Genomic DNA, 17,185 nt, shown 5'->3' with positions numbered 1-17,185 from the left:
CGTTGCTCTCAGGAAGAATCAAATTACACCGAAGTGACAAGCGTCGCGGCCAATCAGTTGGCTGTCAGCGTCGTTTGTGATGCACTTGGCTTGCCGGTGCGCCCTGCCCTGTAGGCAATGAACTTCACTGCCGTGGTGGGAACGCTACCGTTTCCGGTGATGGGTAGTTCAAAAGGTCCTGTATGACTCAAAGGAAGCCAAGGACCGGAGGTCCATCTCGCCCAAATTCAAACTTCCGCCTGGGTCGGCGAAATCGCCGCGGGGAAGGTTTCTTAAAGCTGGCTTGGCCCAGTCGCCGCTAAACAGTAGGACGACGGTTTTCAAACCGAACCTTAAAAGCGTCTAGGTTCGCCGGACGCATACGCGAAGGAGAAATCAACAATAAACGTGAAGACTCGCGACCGCGTCGCCGAACTTCGCCCGAAGACATCGTAGACAATTGGGCATGAGGGTTTCTGCCGAGTCGGCATTCTTAAACCTTCGGCATCTTATCCACAATTTATCGGGCGTGTCAAGCTATCATCGCCCGCCGAAATCGGCGAAACGGGAAAAATTGTTCGATTTCCCTGCGCCCAAAGCACTTGCGGCAATTCTCATAATGCGTGAATTGGGATTTGCAGGAAAAATCGGACTTTTTGCTACGGTCGTTAAAGTCGCATGGACGATACCCAGCAATGAATGTTTGCTTGAGGGGGACCACGCTGCTAGCGAAAGGCGCCGAAATGAGAGCGATTTGCTCTATTTTGACTATCGGATTACTGCTGATCATCAGCTCGGCTGCAACTGCGCAAGACGCAATGCCCTGGGCCTCCAGCCTCGAATCGGCCAAGCGATTGGCTGCGCAGAAGAACCAGCTTGTAATGGTGCACTTCTGGGCGCCCAATTGTCCCCCGTGCCGCATGTTGGACGCGACCTTGTTTAAAGATCCCGCGTTCGCTGCAGCGGTGACGAAAGACTATGTCCCGGTAAAGATCAACGCGGCCGAACAGACCGAAATCGCCAATCAATATGGCGTTGATCGTTGGCCTCAAGACGTGATTATTTTGCCCAGCGGCCAAATGGTTTACCGGATGGTCAGCAAGCAGGAAAAGGATAAGGCGCAGTACCTGGCGGTGCTGCATGGCGTCGCCATCAAGACCGCCGGCATGAGCCAGCTCGCCTCGACGGCCACTCCAGAAGCCCAGCCGGTCTCGTACCCAGGCGAAGCGGCTGCCCCCGGCGGTAGCTACTCCCGCTTTGGCGCCGCTCCGGCTGCCCCGCAAAGTCAGTCGCGCTTCTCGATGCCGCCTGCGGCTTCGACCTACTCGCAAAACGATGCGACTGCTCCGGCCGCGGCGCCAAGCCAGCCGACGCAATCGCGTTTCTCGACCGGTGGTTACGCCGCTGCTCCGGCAAACGAATCGACCCCGCAGCCGAGCGGCTATTCCGCTGGTCCTGCTGCCGGCAGCCAATACGCGGCCGCTTCCGCCCCGCCGCAGGCTCAGCCTTCGACTCCGCCGCCGACCCAGTCGCGGTTTGCAACTCAGCCGAGCGGATCTTCGTACGGCGAACCTTCGCAGACCAATCAACCGCCTATGCGACCGGCCCCGCAAGCTCAGCCGCAAGATCGCTTCGCCGCCCAACCGGCCGCCCAGCCGCAAAGCCAACACGCGTCGCAGTCGACGCCGCCGCAAAGCTCGTATGCTTCACAGTCGCGACAACCGGCTGCCGCTCCGGCCGCGGCCGCCGCGCCGCAGGCTCAACCGCAACAGTCTCAGCAGCCTGAGTTCGCGCTGGATGGCTTCTGCCCGGTGACGTTGGCTGAGGGGATGAGGTGGCAAAAAGGAGATGCTCGCTGGGGCGCCGTCCACCAGGGCCGCGTTTACCTGTTCGCTTCGGACGTGCAGCAGCGAAAATTCCTGGCCTCGCCTGATCGCTTCAGCCCGGTCCTGTCGGGAAATGATCCGGTCGCCTACATCGAACAAGGTCGCTTGGTCGACGGCAATCGCTCACACGGTTTGACGTACAACGGCGTGTTGTATCTCTTCTCCAGCGAAGACAACCTAAAGACCTTCTGGTCGGCCCCGCAGCGGTACGCCGCTCAGGTGCAGCAAGCGATGCTTCGCAACTCGCAGCAGCTTCGTTAAGCGGCCGCTGCGAACAGGCGCCTAGATTTCTTCCGCCGCCGGCTCCATCACGCCGGCGGCTTTCATTTCTTGGGCCTTCTTGCGGATCGCAGAATACCGCTTGCGATCTTGGCCGGCGAGCGTGCCAGGATCAATACGAGATAGAACCTGGAGCGCCTGTGCAGGCCGTGATTCGGTATCGACCATCAGGTGGGCGATCCGCAGGCGCACTGGAGCTTGGTGGGCTGCGCCGCGGCGGGCGTATTCGATCATCGCCGGCAACGCTTCTTGGCCGCGTTTTTGTTTCAGATAGCTTTGGATGATCGCCAGCAGGTCTTCTTCGGGAAGATACCAGTCGGCGTTGGAGTGTCCTAACTTCTGGTGGGCGCGATAGGCGATCGCTGGATCTCCCCCCTCGTTGAGGATATTTCGAATCTGTTCGAGTCCCAGATTCGCGGAGCGTTGACGGGCCGCTTTGAGCCGCACTTCGTCAACCTTCTCTTCTCTTGGCGCATCGGGGTTGGCGAAATAGACGGTGAAAAAGTCGTAATTGTCGCAGTCGACCCAGTTTTGTCGGACCATCACTACGCCGACGGCCAGTCCGATCAAGGCGCCGAAGACGTGAAAGAAGCTGCTGCTGATCAATCCTCCCGACTCGGCGTCGTACGTGAAATACATGATCAGCATTTCAAACACGATGCTAAATGCGCAGTAGACGGAAACCGGCAAGTCGAAAAACCAGGCTCGCATGCCAAACAGCATGAAGCATTTCACGTCGTTCATCGGGGCCCAAACAAGCGCGATCGCGATCAGACCGAAAATGATCGCCGACGCGCCCAGGGAAAAAGTGGGAACGTCGAGAAACAGAAACAAGAACTGCTCGATCATCGACTGAAAGACGCCAATGCCGGCATACAGCAGCAGAAAACGGAGCCAGCCGATTTTTCCTTCGATCAGTGCGCCAAAGGGCCACAGGATTAACATGTTGCCAAGGAGGTGCCAGACGTCGGCATGCATGAAGTTGCCGGTCAGCCATTGCCACGGCTTGATGCCGTCGCCGTAATGAAGCGTTCGCCAGTCGAAGTCGTCGCTGGGGCTCGAGCCCGCTTCGGCGTCGTCCGGAGCTTCCCCAAAAAAGTCTTGGAATTCCTGCCAATCTTCATCGCTCAGTTCGCCGGAATCGTGCGCCTCTTCCATTTGCTGGTAAAGGGCGGGCAGCGCGTACGACGAGTCTGGAAAGTGAACAGGCCACAGAAAGAGCAACAGCACGTTCACCACGATCAGCGACGTGGTGGCGATCGGTGCATGGTAGAGAGGAGCGTCGGTTGAATATGGAATGAACATCTGCTGCGCTGGCCCGCCCAAAGAGGTACTACTATCTAAGCAGCATAAAAGCGAAGTGGGGGCGAATCAACAGATTGAAGCGGCGACGGCCCACATTTAGGGAAACGTCAGAAAGCTGACGGCCAGCGCAAGCAGCAACAAGCCCAGCAGGGCGAGCACCGTTCGCGACGATCGTCGCCCCCAGCGCCGCTCGACCCAGGCCACTTTTCGCAGCGCAAAGGCGTCGTCATGGTTCGACCACGCGGCCCAGAGAGCGCCGATTCCAATCGACGCAGCGACGGCGAACATGAATGGGGTGGGCGGAAGCTGCATAAAAATACCCTTCTCTCCGCTATTCTTCTTGCGCCCAATCGCGGCTCCGCCCGACCGCTCGTAACCATTGCCCATACTGCCGCTCGACCTCGGCGCGGTCGTCGGCCGCGTCAAATTCGCGATCTAGCTGCCAGTTGCGTTTCAGCGCAGTGAAGTCGTCCCAATAGCCGACTGCCAGTCCAGCGAGATAAGCCGCACCCAGCGCGGTCGTCTCAAAGACCTGCGGCCGCCGGACCTTTGTACCGAGCAAGTCGGCTTGGAACTGCATTAGTTCGTCATTGACTGCGGCGCCGCCATCGACCTGCAGTTGCGCCAGCGCAACGCCAGCGTCGCGCTGCATCGCTTCGACCAGATCGCGCGTCTGGTAGGCCATTGACTCGATCGCCGCTTTGGCGATGTGCCCAGCCGTTGTGCCGCGCGTCAGGCCAATAATTGTGCCGCGGGCTCGTGGATCCCAATAGGGTGCGCCAAGTCCCACAAACGCAGGGACAAAATAGACGCCGTCATTGTCTTCGACCGAGTTCGCTAGTTTTTCGACGTCGCTGGAGTTTTCGATCACGCCCAGGCCATCGCGGAGCCACTGGACGACCGCTCCGGCCACAAAGACCGATCCCTCCAGGCAGTAGGTCGTCTGATCTCCCACTTTCCAGCCGACGGTCGTCAGCAGATTGTTGTCTGACAAGATCGGCTCGTGCCCGACGTTCATCAGCAGGAAGGCGCCGGTTCCGTAAGTGTTCTTCGCGCTGCCGACCTCAAAGCAGGTCTGCCCGAAGGTCGCCGCTTGCTGATCGCCGGCGATACCAGCGATCGGGATTTCGCGTCCCAGCAGCGATGCGTCGCACATGCCGTAGACTTCGCTGCTGCTGCGGATCTCAGGCAAGATCGCAGCGGGAACGTCGAGGATCTCGAGCAGCTCTGGATCCCACTGCAGCGTATGGATATTCATCAGCATCGTGCGGCTGGCGTTGGTCACGTCGGTGACATGCAACTTGCCGCCGGTCATCCGCCACAGCAGGTACGAGTCGACCGTGCCGAAGCAAAGCTCGCCCGCTTCGGCGCGGCGACGCAGGGTTGGATCGGAGTCGAGCAAATAGCGAATCTTGGTGCCGGCGAAGTAGGGATCAATAATCAAGCCCGATCGCTCACGGATCGTGGCGCCATGCCCATCGTGCGAAAGCTGGTGGCAGATCGGCGTCGAGATCCGGCTTTGCCAGACGATGGCGTTGGCGACCGGTTTGCCGGTGGCCCGCTCCCACAGCAGCGTCGTCTCGCGCTGATTGGTGACGCCGATGGCGGCGATCTGCTCGATTTCGACTTGAGCGGCGGCGATGGCGGCTTGGGCCGTTTCGATCTGTGTGCGCCAGATGTCTTCCGGGTCATGTTCGACATGCCCCGGCGTAGGCAGAATTTGGCGAAACTCTTGTTGGCTTCGCCCAACGATCTTGCCGTTGTGATCAAAGACGATCGAGCGGCTCGACGTCGTCCCTTGATCGAAGGCGAGGATGTATTGTTGCACGGGCGTTTCTCTCTCGGGGCGTCAGGAGACTCGTTTGCCGTAACGTTCTTGCAAGCGATGGACGTAGTGGTCGACCTCGGCGTCGATCTGCGCTTGATCCAACCAACCGGCGGTCGCCAATTGTTCGGCCAGCACGCGTAAGCAGGAACGCGATAGTTTGGGATCAAAGACGATCATCAGCCGGCGTTCGACCAGATCGGCGAGCGTTTTGGCCGCCAGATGCTCGATTGCATACGACGCGTGGGCAATCGGAACGTCAAGGTCCGGCAACAGCGGCGCGTCGGCCGGAGTTTCGCCAAAATTGGGCGGCGGCAGTGGACGTTCACGCGAGTTGCGGGCGACTTCGTGACCAAGATCGGGCAGCACCGCCTTTACCACGCCTTCGGCCAACGAGCGGCAGGTCGTCAATTTGCCGCCAATGATTGAGTAGAGCGGAAACGGCGATCCGCTGTGTCGGTGAACGACATGGCTGCGGGTGATCGACGAAGTCGCCCCTTCGCCTGCGGCGGGCAACGGACGGACGCCGCAATAGTGCTGCTGGATATCATCGCGGGTCAGACCGACGTCGGGAAAGATCGCATTGGTGGCGTCGATCAGGTAGTCGATCTCTTCCTGGTCGGCGACCGCATCGGCCGGGTCGCCGTCGTAGCGAATGTCGGTCGTTCCTATCAAACAGGCGTTGTTCCAAGGCAGGATGAAAATTGGGCGTCCGTCGGAGGCCTCGGCGTAGACGCCGCGTGGACCGATCGTTTTGCACAAGTCGGGCGCCCGGGTGATCAGATGGCTCCCCTTGGTGCCGCCAATCAGTTTGTTCGAGGGGACATTCAGGCCCGCGAGCGCGGTATCGACCCATGGTCCGGCGGCGTTGATCACCGCCGCAGGCGTCACGGCGATTTCGCCGGCGCCATGATTGGGATGAATGGAAGAGAAGAAGAGGGTCTCGGCTTCGCGGCGGACATGCTGATAGGTCCGCAGCGAGAACGCGCCCCCCTGCTCTTTCGCGGCGGCCTGGGCGTCTTGAACCAGGGAGAGTGCGAATTGCTCAGGAAACGTCAACTGCCCGTCAAAGTAGCTGAACGCGGTGAAGAACTTGGACGTGCTCAGCCCCGACTCGGCGAACTGCGCCGACGAGAGACGGCGATGTCCCGGGACCGCGCCGCTGGCAAAGCGATCGTACAACGTCAGTCCGAGCCGCACGACCAGCGAGCCGCGGCCATCTTTGGGGGCAGCGCCCGACTTGAAGAAGAAGCGTTGGGCGCCGCTGATCAGTCCCGAGAGACGATTGCCGACCGGGATGACCAGTTCCAGCGGACGAACCAACTCGGGAGCCAGTCGCAACAGACGATCGCGCTCGGTCAGCGATTCGCGGACCAGCGAGATCTCGGCATACTCCAGATAACGGAGGCCGCCGTGTATCAGTCGCGAAGAATAGCTGGTGGTGCCGCCAGCGACATCTTCCGCGTCGACCAGCAAGACTTCGGCGCCTTGCAGCGTCAGTTCGCGGGCGATTGCCGCGCCGTTGATACCGGCGCCCAGCACCACGATGGGGCCAACCTGAAAGCGATCCGTCGCCATGCGTCTCTCCGCTTAAGGCGGGTTAGTTTTCCTCGAGCTGGCGTTCCAAGTAGCCGACCTGACTACGTACGGCGTCGAGGTTAGGATTCAACCGCAGCGCTCGGCGAAAGTTCTCTAGCGCCAAAATAATCTCGCCCTGATGCAGGTTGCACTGGGCCAGGCAGATCGCCGCCGGAAAATGATACGGGTTGATTTCTAACGCCTGGTGGTTGTCGCGAGCCGCCAATTCCCAGACCTGACGTCGGAAATAAGCTTCTCCACGAAAGTAATGCGCTTCGGCATACCAGGGAGCATGGTGGATGAGCGTGGTCGCGTCAATCACAGCGTCGTGCCAGGATGCGGCGCGCAGATGTCCAGCGACGCGTTCCAACTGGCGGCGCTGCGTGGTGGCGCCAGCGCGAACCCACAAGTTGCGAATGCCGTTTTCGGAGATCAGGCGAACGCCGCGGTCAATGTCGGTCAGGCCGCAGCCGACGATCGCGTTGGAGCCAAAATCGCCCAAAAAGCAAAGAGCCAGGAGCGCCGCACGACGGACCTCCGGCGAGTTGTTTTCGGCCAGGCGTTCTAGCGTTCCGATACGATATTGCCGCGAGACGTCGCGAATAAATGCAGCCGTATTCTCGCGCTGCAAGTACTGGCGATAGTATTGCAGCAGCGTTGGCGCTCGTTCCGGTTGTTCATTCACAGGGGAGGTACCATCAGCAGGATTGCGGCGACGGGAGACTTGACGCGCTCGCCGAACAAGATTCGAGTGTAATTGGAGCGAAACGAAACGGCAAATTGTTCTCCCGGGAAGACTCCCGGCCGGCGGAGCGGAAAATGAGCGACTTTCGACAGTTTTTCATCCCACTTTTGATGGTTGGGGCCTTCTGCACAGGCGCCTATGGCGTCGAATGGAAGACAGGCGTCGCGTTCGAAAAACAACTCGATTCGGCGGTCGACCTGCAGTGGGAGGACGTTCCGCTGCGGGACGCGATCGATTCGCTCGCCAAGACGCAGGAAATCGCCGTTTTTCTGGATCGCCGCATCGACCCTGATCGGCTGATCACCCTCAGCGCCAGCGACGCCCCGCTCGAGATGGTTGTCCAGATGCTGGCTCAACGTGCGGGGGGCGGAAGCTGCCATGTCGGTTCGGTCATCTACATCGGACCGGCTGAGACGGCGGCTGACCTGGCGACTGTCGCCGCCGTGCAGACCGAGTTCGCGCGGCAGTCGCGTGATCCGGCGGTGCGGCAGTTGTTTGCGGCGGAGACGCTCGTCTGGCCGGAACTGACCGAGCCGCGGAAGTTGCTCATGGAACTAGCGCAGCGGCACAAGCTGACGTTCGCCAATCTCGACGCCGCGGTTTCGCATGACTTGTGGCGTGGGGGCGAGTTTCCCAAGATCGCTCAGGCCGAGTCGCTGACGCTGCTGCTGGCCGGATTCGGGGCGACCTATCGGTTTGGCAAAGACGCCGCTGGCAATCCGCAGTTGCAACTGATTCCCTTGCCCGAGAACCCCCAACTGACGCGGCGGTTTCCGTTCCGTGGAGACGTCAACGATGCGGCGGCCAAAGTGAAAGCGGAGTTTCCGGAGTTGGCGATCGAGACGCAAGCGGGCGGGCTCTCGGTGACCGGCAGGTACGAAGAGGTGACGCTGGCGGGCAAGATGCTGCGAGGCGAGAATTTCCGTCGCATCGCGGTAAATCCAGGACAGAAAGTCTATTCGCTGGAGATCAAAGAGCAGCCGCTGGGCGCCGTCTTGAACAGCCTGGCCCAGTCGTTGTCGCTGAAGGTCGAAGTTGCCGAAGATGCCCAAGAGATCTTGCAGCAGCGGATCTCGTTTTCGGTCGATAAGGTGACGTTGGTCGACCTGCTGCAGGCGGCGATGGAGAAGACCCCGGTTCGCTGGCAGCTAAGCGGCGAGACGCTGACCATTACGGCCAACAAGAAATAAAAAACGCCCTGACGTCGACCGGCGACGTCGGGCGGCGTTGGTCGGTCGGCAAAGCAAGGCTTAGCAGCCGTGCTTTTCCAGCTTTTCGCGAAGCGTATCGGCCGTGAACGGCTTGACCAGATAGTCCGAGACGCCAGCCTGAATCGCTTCGAGAACGCGCGATTTTTCGGCTTCGGTCGTGACCATCATGATCTTCACGTCCTTGTCGATCTTGCGAATTTCCTGAACGACTTCCAGGCCATTCTTGCCCGGCATGTTCCAGTCGGTCAGAACCAAATCGTAGTCGCCCGGCTTGAAGATCTTGAGCGCTTCATCGCCATCCGCCGCTTCGGTCGCGTTCGGTACGCCGACGGCCTGGAGCGAACGGAGGATAATTTTGCGCATCGTGCTTGAGTCGTCAGCGACAAGAACTCGAGTGGACATGGAACTGGTGACTCCTGAGTCGAACCCTATGAATTGCGTAATAGAGCGGCGCCATTATTAGCACGCATCTCTGCCCACCTCTCTTGGGCTAACGAACGATAGGTCGCGGCGAATGCACGTCAAGCGACGAAACGGCATACCGGGGGAATTGTATCTGTTTGCGGATGACCGCGATGCAAGGTCTCCGCTTCGGTCGGCGATCTCTTATACGGCGCGGTCGCTGAAACTAGACGTACGCGTTCTGGTTGTACGGATTGGTCTGACTAGGGTGTTAGGGGGTTGCAAGGAAGTTAAGAAAACTCTTCGTCTTGGCTAATTCGTATCGGGGCCGGTAGCCGAATTAACCAAGCAGCGAGTTGTCTGTTTGGGCAATTCGGGGGGAGTTATCGCGGGGCGGCGATACAGACTTTGACGCTCGGCGATGGCTTCAAGACTAGTTTTCCACAACCATGTTAAGGAAACGAATCTTGTCCGCCACGATACAAGACTTCGGTCTCGAAAGTACCGGCAGCGGGGCGCCAGGCGACTCAGCCAACTCGATGCAGTTGGTCAGTTTTCGCCTCGCTCAAGAGGAATACGGCATCGAGATTACCCGCGTTCAGGAAATCATCCTGATGGGCGAGATCACACGCGTGCCGCAAACGCCAGACTTCATCAAGGGACTGATCAATCTCCGCAACACGGTCATTCCGATCGTGGATCTGCGCCGCCGCTTCGGCCAGCCGGAAGAAAAGATGACCGATGAAACTCGGATCATGGTCATGAACGTCTCCGGCAAGACAATCGGCATCATTGTCGACGCCGTCAGTGAAGTCTTGCGGATCGGCAAGGATCAGATTGCCCCACCCCCGCCGACGGTGGCGGGACTGGATCGCGACTACCTGACCGGTTTGGTCAAGCTCGAAAAGCGACTCCTCATTCTGTTGGATATGGACAAGATCCTGACCAATGGTGAGAGCGTCTTGATTGAGTCTCTCTAGCGTTGCTGTTTGCGGCTGCCCTTGCAAATGCACAACGGGAAAAATAGCGTGGTTCGCTCGATCTCGGTCCGCCTACCCGCCAAATTTTCATCCACGTAAGCAATCCAACCTCTGGAATCGAGAAAGTTATTGCGATGGCAGCCACCAACTCACGCACCAAGCCCACTGCGGGCGAAGCTCTAAAACGCGAACTCTCGCTCGCCAAGGCGATGAGCGACAACTCTCCGATCAACATCCTGGTCGCCGACCGCGACCTGGTCATCACCTATGCGAACGCCGCCAGCATCAACACGCTGAAGCAACTGCGCAAGTTCCTGCCGATCGAGCCGGAACAGATCGTCGGCCAGTCGATCGACATCTTCCACAAAGACCCGGCGATGCAGCGTCGGATGCTCGCCAATCCGAGCAATCTGCCGCATCGCGCCACCATTCAGATTGGCGATCAATTCGCCGACCTGTTGGTCAGCCCGACCTTCGACGACGCTGGCGAGTACCTTGGTCCGATGGTGACCTGGGAAGTGATCACCGAGAAGCGTCGTCTGGCGCAGTCGGCGGCCGAAAAGACGGCGATGATCGAGAACGCTCCGATCAACCTGATTCTGGCCAATCGCGATGGCATTATCACCTACGTCAATCCGGCGTCGGAAAAGACGTTGCGTTCGATCGCCTCGATCCTGCCGATTCCGGTCGACAAGATCGTCGGCTCGTCGTACGACGTCTTCCACGCCAACCCGAGCAAGCAGCGTCAGTTGCTGGCCGATCCCAACAACCTGCCGCACAGCACCACGTTTGAGCTTCGCGGTCAATGGTTCGCTCTGGAAGCGGCCGCCATCTACGACGAAAACGGCGAGTACATGGGCCCGATGGTCTCATGGGAACTGGTCACCGACCGCGTCAACGCCGAGAAGGCCGAGAAGGAACGCCTGGAACGGGAGCGGGAAGAGCAAGAGTTCGTGCGACAGAAGGTCGAATCGCTGTTGGTCGTGGTCGAAGCGGCCGCCAAGGGGGATCTGACCCGCGATGTAACGGTCGAAGGCTCCGACGCGATCGGCACCTTGGCCGCCGGCTTGAAGAAAATGGTCGTCGACCTGCGTGACGTCATCGGCCGCGTGATCGAAAGCGGCAACCAGTTTGCCGAAGGCGCCGGCCTGATCGCCGAAAGCTCGCAGCAAATGGCTCAAGGCGCTCAGACGCAAAGTGCGTCGGTCGAACAGATGAGCGCCTCGATCGAAGAGCTGACGCGATCGATCGAAGCGGTCAAAGACAACGCCGGCGAAGCCAACAAGGTCGCCGTCGACACCAGCCGCATGGCCGAAGATGGCGGCTCCGCCGTTCAGAAGTCGGTCGAAGCGATGGACCTGATCAAGAACTCCTCGGAGCAGATCAGCGAAATCATTCAGGTCATTTCGGAAATTGCCAGCCAGACCAACCTGCTCGCCCTCAACGCGGCGATCGAAGCGGCTCGTGCCGGCGAACATGGCCTTGGTTTCGCGGTCGTCGCCGACGAAGTTCGCAAGCTGGCCGAACGCTCCAGCGAAGCGGCCAAAGAGATTTCCTCGTTGATCAAAGAATCGACCCAACGCGTCCAGGATGGCGCCAAGTTGAGCGAACAAGCGGGCGCCTCGCTCGAGAAGATCATTCACGGGGTCGAATCGACCGCCGCGAAGATCGCCGAGATCGCCACGGCGACCGTCGAGCAGGCACAGAGCGCCAACGAAGTCGCCAACGCCATCCAGTCGATTTCGCACGTGACCGAGCAGAACGCCGCGTCGTCGGAAGAAATGGCCTCCAGCAGCGAAGAGCTGGGCGCCCAGGCCGAAACGTTGCGTGACCTGGTTTCCCGGTTCCGTACGGAGTAACGAGGCGCGCGATACCGCTCCTCTCAAATCGGTTGAGAGGAGCTGCGACTAGGACAGGACGCCCCAATCTGGGGCGTCAGGATGACGAAGAAAGCGACAACAATGACTGCAGCACGACCTGGGCACGAACTGGTGACCGACGCCCAATTGAAGCGTTACGCCAAGCTGATCTACGACGTCGCCGGCGTCGAGATCTCGCCCCAAAAAAAGCAGTTGCTCTCCAATCGCGTGCGACGTCGCCTGAAAGTGACGGGCATCGCGAACTTCGAGGATTACTACAAGAAGTTGGTTTCGTTGCCGGTGACCGACGACGAGTGGGATCACTTTCTGCAAGAGGTGACGACCCACGAGACCTACCTCTTCCGCGACGATAGCAACTGGAACTGGTTTCGCAGCGAATACCTGCCGCAGCTTGTCTCCGAAGCTCGACAAGGGAAACGCCAGAAATCGCTCCGCGTCTGGTCGGCCGCGTGCAGCACCGGCGACGAAGCTTGCACTATCGCTTGTTGTGCCGCCGAAGGGTTCGCGTCGCAAGCGGGTTGGGACGTCAAGGTCATTGGCACCGATATCGGCGTCGGCGCCGTCCGCGAGGCGACCGCCGCGAAATTCAACGAACGTTCGATGCGATTGGTTCCCGATGCGTTGAAGAAGCGTTACTTCGACGACGTGAAGGGCGAACCGTTTTGGACGCCGAAACCGCCGGTCCGCAAGACCATGTCGTTCCGACAGCACAATCTGCTGGATCCGCTGCGGGAGCGACCTTTTGACGTCGTCTTCCTGAAGAACGTGTTGATTTACTTCAATACCGAATCGAAGACCCGCGTCATCGAAAACATCAAACGCGTCATGTCGCCAGGTTCGATGCTGGTGCTGGGGGCCGCCGAGGGGGTGAGCGAACTGCTGAGCGGTTACGAACGCATTCGCCCTTGGTTGCATCGCTACACGAATTCGGCGGGTTCGCCGAGCGGAAAGGCGGGTGTCTAGATGTCCGCGCCGGGGCAGGACGAGTTCTTCGACAATCTGCTGAGCGACTTCCTTGACGAATCGTCGCAGTTGATCGATCGACTCAATGACAATTTGCTAGAGCTGGACGAGTGGGCCAAGGCCGCCGCCGAAGATGAGGGGGCGGTTCTAGACGCCGATCTGGTGAACGATATGTTTCGTTCGGCCCATAGCGTCAAAGGGCTGTCGGCGATGCTGGGCTTGCCCAACATCAACTGCTTGACCCACAACGTCGAGAACATCTTCGACGCAGCCCGACGGGACGAACTGCAGGTGACGGCGCATGTCGTCGAGGTCGTCTTTCGCTCGGTCGACTTGCTGGGCGACATGCTCGGACATCTGCGGGAGACGTCTTCCGACGACATTCCGTGCGAAGAGATGATTGAACAGATCAAAGAGGTGCTGCAGCAAACAGGCTCGGTACGCGAACAAACCAGCCAGGCCGACGCCCAGGCGGTTTGGGAAGCGACATGCGACGAGGTTGCCATGGAAGAAACTCCGGTAGAAGCGGAACCGGTCGTCGACACAGCCGCACAAGTGGCCCAGATCCAGGCGGAAGTCGCCGCATTGTTCTCTGGCGCTACCGACGAAGGCGAAGTGCCGGCCAAGTACGTTTCGATCTTTATTGACGAAACCGAAATGGCCCTTGACGAATTGAGCGACATCCTGGTGGAGTCGGACAGCGATCTTGAGGAGGAAGCGACCAAGACGTTGCTGGTCACCTCGCATCGCATCAAGGGTTCGGCGGCGTCGATCGGCCTGAATCGTCCCGCGCGACTGGCGCATGTGATGGAAGACATCTTGCAGGAACTGCGGGATACCGGCGGCGTCGTCAGCGCCGACCTGGCCGATGCGTTCCTGCCTTGCGTCGACGGTCTGCGCGTTTACGTGCAACAACTCAAAGAAGGCGCCGACAAGACCGACAGCTTCGAAGACCGCACGGTCGAGCTGTTGATGGCCTGGCGTGGTATTCAACCGGCCGCTTCGCCCGCGGAACCAGCCGCCGAGGCGGTCGAAGTTTCCCCGTCGGACGCCGTCGCGCAGGCCGATGCCGGCAGTGACGTTGAAGGCGGAGTCCGCATCGAACTGGTCTTTGACCAAAATTTGCCCCTCTCGACCCTCAAAGCGCAGCTGCTGCTAGAGAAGGTTGGACGCGTTGGTCAGATCCATCGTAGCGAACCTGCCTACGAAGAATTGGATAGCCTAGATCGGCTCGACAAGCTGGCGATCGAATTGACGACCAGCGAATCGTCGGAGTCGCTCTATTCCTTGGTTGACGTCTCGGGCGTCGTCTCGGCGAATATCCTCGAACGCAATGGGGCCGCGGAACCTGCGTTGCCGAGCGATGTGCCGCCGCCTGCGGCTCCGGTCGAAACGAAGATCGAACAACCAGCGCCTACTCCGACGGCGACAGTAACGCCGGAAAAGCCGACGCCCGCCGCGGCGCCTGCCAAACCGCCGGTTTCCACTCCACGACCGGCGTCGAGCAAGACGTCGGCCGAATCGTCGTCACGATCGAAATCGAACGAGCCGATGGCCAAACCGGCCGAGACGCTCCGCGTTGATATCGAACGGCTTGATCAACTAATGAATCTTGCCGGGCAGTTGGTGATCAATCGTGCTCGGTTTTCGCAGTTGACCGATGGGTTGCGAGAATCGCTTCCCCACAAGTCGTCGCAGCACAAGATGTCGAACGCCTGCGGGCTGAGCGGTAAGTTGGTGCAGATGATCGACAGCCTCGACCCGACCTCCGGCAAAGGGCAAAGCGAATGGAACGCGATCAAATCGCATATTCGGATGTTGCATGCCGATCTCGACTCGATCGCGCGTGAGACCTCACGATTCCAGACGGTGCGGAGTCGCTCGAATGAACTTCACGAAGCGGTTCATCAGTTGGAGCGGGTCTCTGACGGCATTCAAAAATGCGTGATGGATACCAGGATGGTCCCGATCGGGCCGCTGTTCGGTCGTTTCAAGCGGGTTGTTCGCGACGTCTCTCGCAGCAACGGCAAAGACATTCGGCTCGACATTTCCGGCGAAAAGACGGAACTGGACAAGCGAATGATCGACGAGTTGGGAGATCCATTGATCCACATGGTTCGCAACTCGGCCGATCATGGCATCGAATCGCCCGAGGTGCGCAAAGCGGCCGGCAAGTCGCCGCAAGGACTGGTTCGCCTCGACGCGTTCCATCGCGGCAACAGCATCATCATTCAAGTGACCGACGACGGTAAGGGACTCGACCCCGAGTTGATCTTGCGGAAAGCGATCGACAAGGGAATCGTCGACCTGGCCGAGGCCGAAAAGCTGACCAACCAGCAGATCCTGCAGTTGATCTGGGAGCCGGGCTTCAGCACTGCCGAGAAAGTGACTGAAATCTCGGGTCGCGGGATGGGGATGGATATCGTCCGCTCGAAGATCGAGAACGTCAACGGCGTCGTCGAAGTCGAGAGTACGCCTGGCCATGGAGCGACCTTCACCATCAAGCTGCCGCTGACGATGGCGATTTTGCCCAGCTTGATGACCCGCATCAACGGCGAAACGTTCGCTCTGCCGATCGAAGCGATCAGCGAAATCGTCCGCGTCCCCCGGGACGACTTCCGGACGGTTCAAGGGGTGCAAACGGCTTCGATTCGAGGCCGGGTCATCTCGGTGGTTCGACTGCACGAACTGTTTACAGGCGAACCAGAGCCGGAAGCCGGTATGATCGGCACAGCCGATGCAACCATCGTCGTTGTCGGGCAGGAAGGCCGCGAATTGGGGTTGGCGGTCGACGTCTTGCTTGGAGAAGAAGATATCGTTGTGAAGTCAATGGCGGAGAACTACGAAAACGTCGTAGGCCTGTCTGGAGCCTGTATTCGAGGCGATGGACGCGTGGCATTGATTTTGGATCCTTCGGCCATGATCGAGGCGGCCTCGCACCGTCGCAACTCGCCAGTTGGCGCGAAATAGGGGAAGCAGAAGCAGATGTCGGACAATACACACGAACACGGCGTGCACCTGGAGATCTTGCATCAGATTCTCAGCGCTGCGACGCATGAAGCCTCGGCCGCGATGTGCCGATGGACCAACGGCCTGATCACGATGTCGCTGGACGAAGTGCGCGAGATTCCGCTCGAAGCGGTGTCGACCGAGTACGACTTCGGCCTCGACATGTTGACGATGGTCGTGCTGACGCTCAATGGCGAAATCGGCGGATCGATGATCCTCTGTTTCGACGAAGAGAACGGCCGCGATCTGGCCGCCTCGTTGCTTTGCTCGAAGCAGCGACAAACGGGCGATTGGACGCCGCTAGAGCGGTCGGCGTTGTGCGAGACCGGCAACATCCTGGGTTGCGCGTACTTGAACGCCCTGACCCGCCTGATGTCGGTCGACCTGGTGCCGTCGCCTCCCTACTTCCTTCAAGATTACGGAGCCAGCGTTCTCGAACAGGCGCTGATGGAGCAAGCGGCGCTGGAGGACAAGGTCATGATCTGTCGCACGCGGTTTACCCGCGGCGACCAAGAATTGAACTGGAATGTGTTTTTCGTTCCGAACAGTCAGATGCGGCAAATGATGGAAGACGCGTTGCATATCGACGCTTAAACGTAACTCATCCAGCGGAAGCGGACTTGGCAGGAATCGGCGAATCGCATGACTACAGCAGAACAACTAAACGTCGGGCTTGGGCAGATTCAGCTCGCACGTAACGACGAGATACTCGCCTCGATCTTGGGATCCTGCATTGGCGTAGTGATCTACGATCCACAGCGAAAGATCGCAGCTTTCGCGCACGTCGTTTTGCCGCTCTCGGGCGGACGTCCCGGGTCGCCTGGGCGATTTGCCGACACGGCAATTCCGGCAATGCTGCAGGAACTTCGCAATCAAGGCGCGAACCCGCAACAATTGCGAGCTAAAATTACCGGAGGCGCCTGTATGTTTGGCAACAACCAAATGAACATCGGCGATCGAAACGCAGAAGAGGTTCGTCGCCAGCTGAAAGAAAAGAAGGTTCCTCTGATCTCTGAGGATGTTGGCGGAACCAAAGGACGTAAAGTTTTTTTCTCCCCTTACACGTCGCAGATGGAAATCGTCATCAACGGCGTGAACTCCACGATCATCTAAGCAGCCGATTTCCGAGCGTAGGACCGAATA

14 protein-coding genes are annotated in these 17,185 nt (G+C 59.4%); 8 read left to right on the top strand and 6 right to left on the bottom strand.

What is annotated here, in order from left to right; all coding sequences use genetic code 11:
- Positions 1-797: 797 nt before the first annotated feature.
- Positions 798-2,126, top strand: a complete 1,329-nt coding sequence (locus Enr8_RS16720) for a thioredoxin family protein (RefSeq protein ID WP_186767709.1) — start codon at positions 798-800, stop codon at positions 2,124-2,126.
- Between the two features lie 21 nt (positions 2,127-2,147).
- On the opposite strand, the gene Enr8_RS16715 is transcribed toward Enr8_RS16720, so the two are convergent.
- The 5 genes from Enr8_RS16715 to Enr8_RS16695 all read right to left on the bottom strand — a co-directional run bounded on the left by Enr8_RS16715 (position 2,148) and on the right by Enr8_RS16695 (position 7,537).
- Positions 2,148-3,449, bottom strand: coding sequence for a rhomboid family intramembrane serine protease (locus tag Enr8_RS16715; protein WP_146434947.1), 1,302 nt, complete (start codon positions 3,447-3,449; stop codon positions 2,148-2,150).
- 96 nt (positions 3,450-3,545) lie between these two features.
- Positions 3,546-3,761 (bottom strand): hypothetical protein, encoded by a 216-nt coding sequence (locus Enr8_RS16710; RefSeq protein ID WP_146433633.1) that lies wholly within the window; start codon positions 3,759-3,761, stop codon positions 3,546-3,548.
- Between the two features lie 19 nt (positions 3,762-3,780).
- Positions 3,781-5,277 carry a glycerol kinase GlpK gene (glpK, locus tag Enr8_RS16705; RefSeq protein ID WP_146433631.1) on the bottom strand — a complete coding sequence of 499 codons (1,497 nt, stop codon included), beginning with the start codon at positions 5,275-5,277 and terminating at the stop codon, positions 3,781-3,783.
- 21 nt (positions 5,278-5,298) lie between these two features.
- Positions 5,299-6,852: a glycerol-3-phosphate dehydrogenase/oxidase gene (locus Enr8_RS16700; protein ID WP_146433629.1), complete on the bottom strand. Its 1,554-nt coding sequence runs from the start codon at positions 6,850-6,852 to the stop codon at positions 5,299-5,301.
- A gap of 22 nt (positions 6,853-6,874) precedes the next feature.
- The gene (locus tag Enr8_RS16695; RefSeq protein WP_146433627.1) at positions 6,875-7,537 is read right to left on the bottom strand and encodes a tetratricopeptide repeat protein; all 663 of its coding nucleotides are present in this window, start codon (positions 7,535-7,537) and stop codon (positions 6,875-6,877) included.
- 134 nt (positions 7,538-7,671) lie between these two features.
- Between Enr8_RS16695 and Enr8_RS16690 the strand changes: the two genes are divergently transcribed.
- Positions 7,672-8,787 (top strand): hypothetical protein, encoded by a 1,116-nt coding sequence (locus Enr8_RS16690; protein ID WP_146433625.1) that lies wholly within the window; start codon positions 7,672-7,674, stop codon positions 8,785-8,787.
- 60 nt (positions 8,788-8,847) lie between these two features.
- Here the strand turns inward: Enr8_RS16690 and Enr8_RS16685 are convergent, their stop codons facing one another.
- Entirely contained in the window at positions 8,848-9,210 is a 363-nt protein-coding gene (locus Enr8_RS16685) for a response regulator (protein ID WP_146433623.1), read from the bottom strand.
- A gap of 467 nt (positions 9,211-9,677) precedes the next feature.
- Between Enr8_RS16685 and Enr8_RS16680 the strand changes: the two genes are divergently transcribed.
- From Enr8_RS16680 to Enr8_RS16655, 6 genes are all read left to right on the top strand, one after another.
- Positions 9,678-10,190, top strand: a complete 513-nt coding sequence (locus Enr8_RS16680) for a chemotaxis protein CheW (RefSeq protein ID WP_222434890.1) — start codon at positions 9,678-9,680, stop codon at positions 10,188-10,190.
- 134 nt (positions 10,191-10,324) lie between these two features.
- Complete coding sequence (locus Enr8_RS16675) at positions 10,325-12,049, top strand: methyl-accepting chemotaxis protein (RefSeq protein WP_246120129.1); 1,725 nt, start codon at positions 10,325-10,327, stop codon at positions 12,047-12,049.
- Between the two features lie 102 nt (positions 12,050-12,151).
- Positions 12,152-13,033, top strand: coding sequence for a CheR family methyltransferase (locus Enr8_RS16670; RefSeq protein WP_146433619.1), 882 nt, complete (start codon positions 12,152-12,154; stop codon positions 13,031-13,033).
- Positions 13,034-16,003, top strand: a complete 2,970-nt coding sequence (locus Enr8_RS16665; RefSeq protein ID WP_146433617.1) for a chemotaxis protein CheA — start codon at positions 13,034-13,036, stop codon at positions 16,001-16,003.
- A gap of 15 nt (positions 16,004-16,018) precedes the next feature.
- A complete protein-coding gene (locus Enr8_RS16660) occupies positions 16,019-16,636 on the top strand; it encodes a chemotaxis protein (RefSeq protein WP_146433615.1) in 618 nt (205 codons plus the stop codon).
- A 48-nt stretch (positions 16,637-16,684) separates the two neighbouring features.
- Positions 16,685-17,155 (top strand): chemotaxis protein CheD, encoded by a 471-nt coding sequence (locus Enr8_RS16655; RefSeq protein WP_146433613.1) that lies wholly within the window; start codon positions 16,685-16,687, stop codon positions 17,153-17,155.
- Positions 17,156-17,185: the final 30 nt, after the last annotated feature.

This window comes from Blastopirellula retiformator, assembly GCF_007859755.1.
In the GTDB taxonomy this organism is placed as follows: Bacteria; Planctomycetota; Planctomycetia; order Pirellulales; family Pirellulaceae; genus Blastopirellula; species Blastopirellula retiformator.
This window is presented reverse-complemented; position numbering and strand designations above follow the sequence as displayed.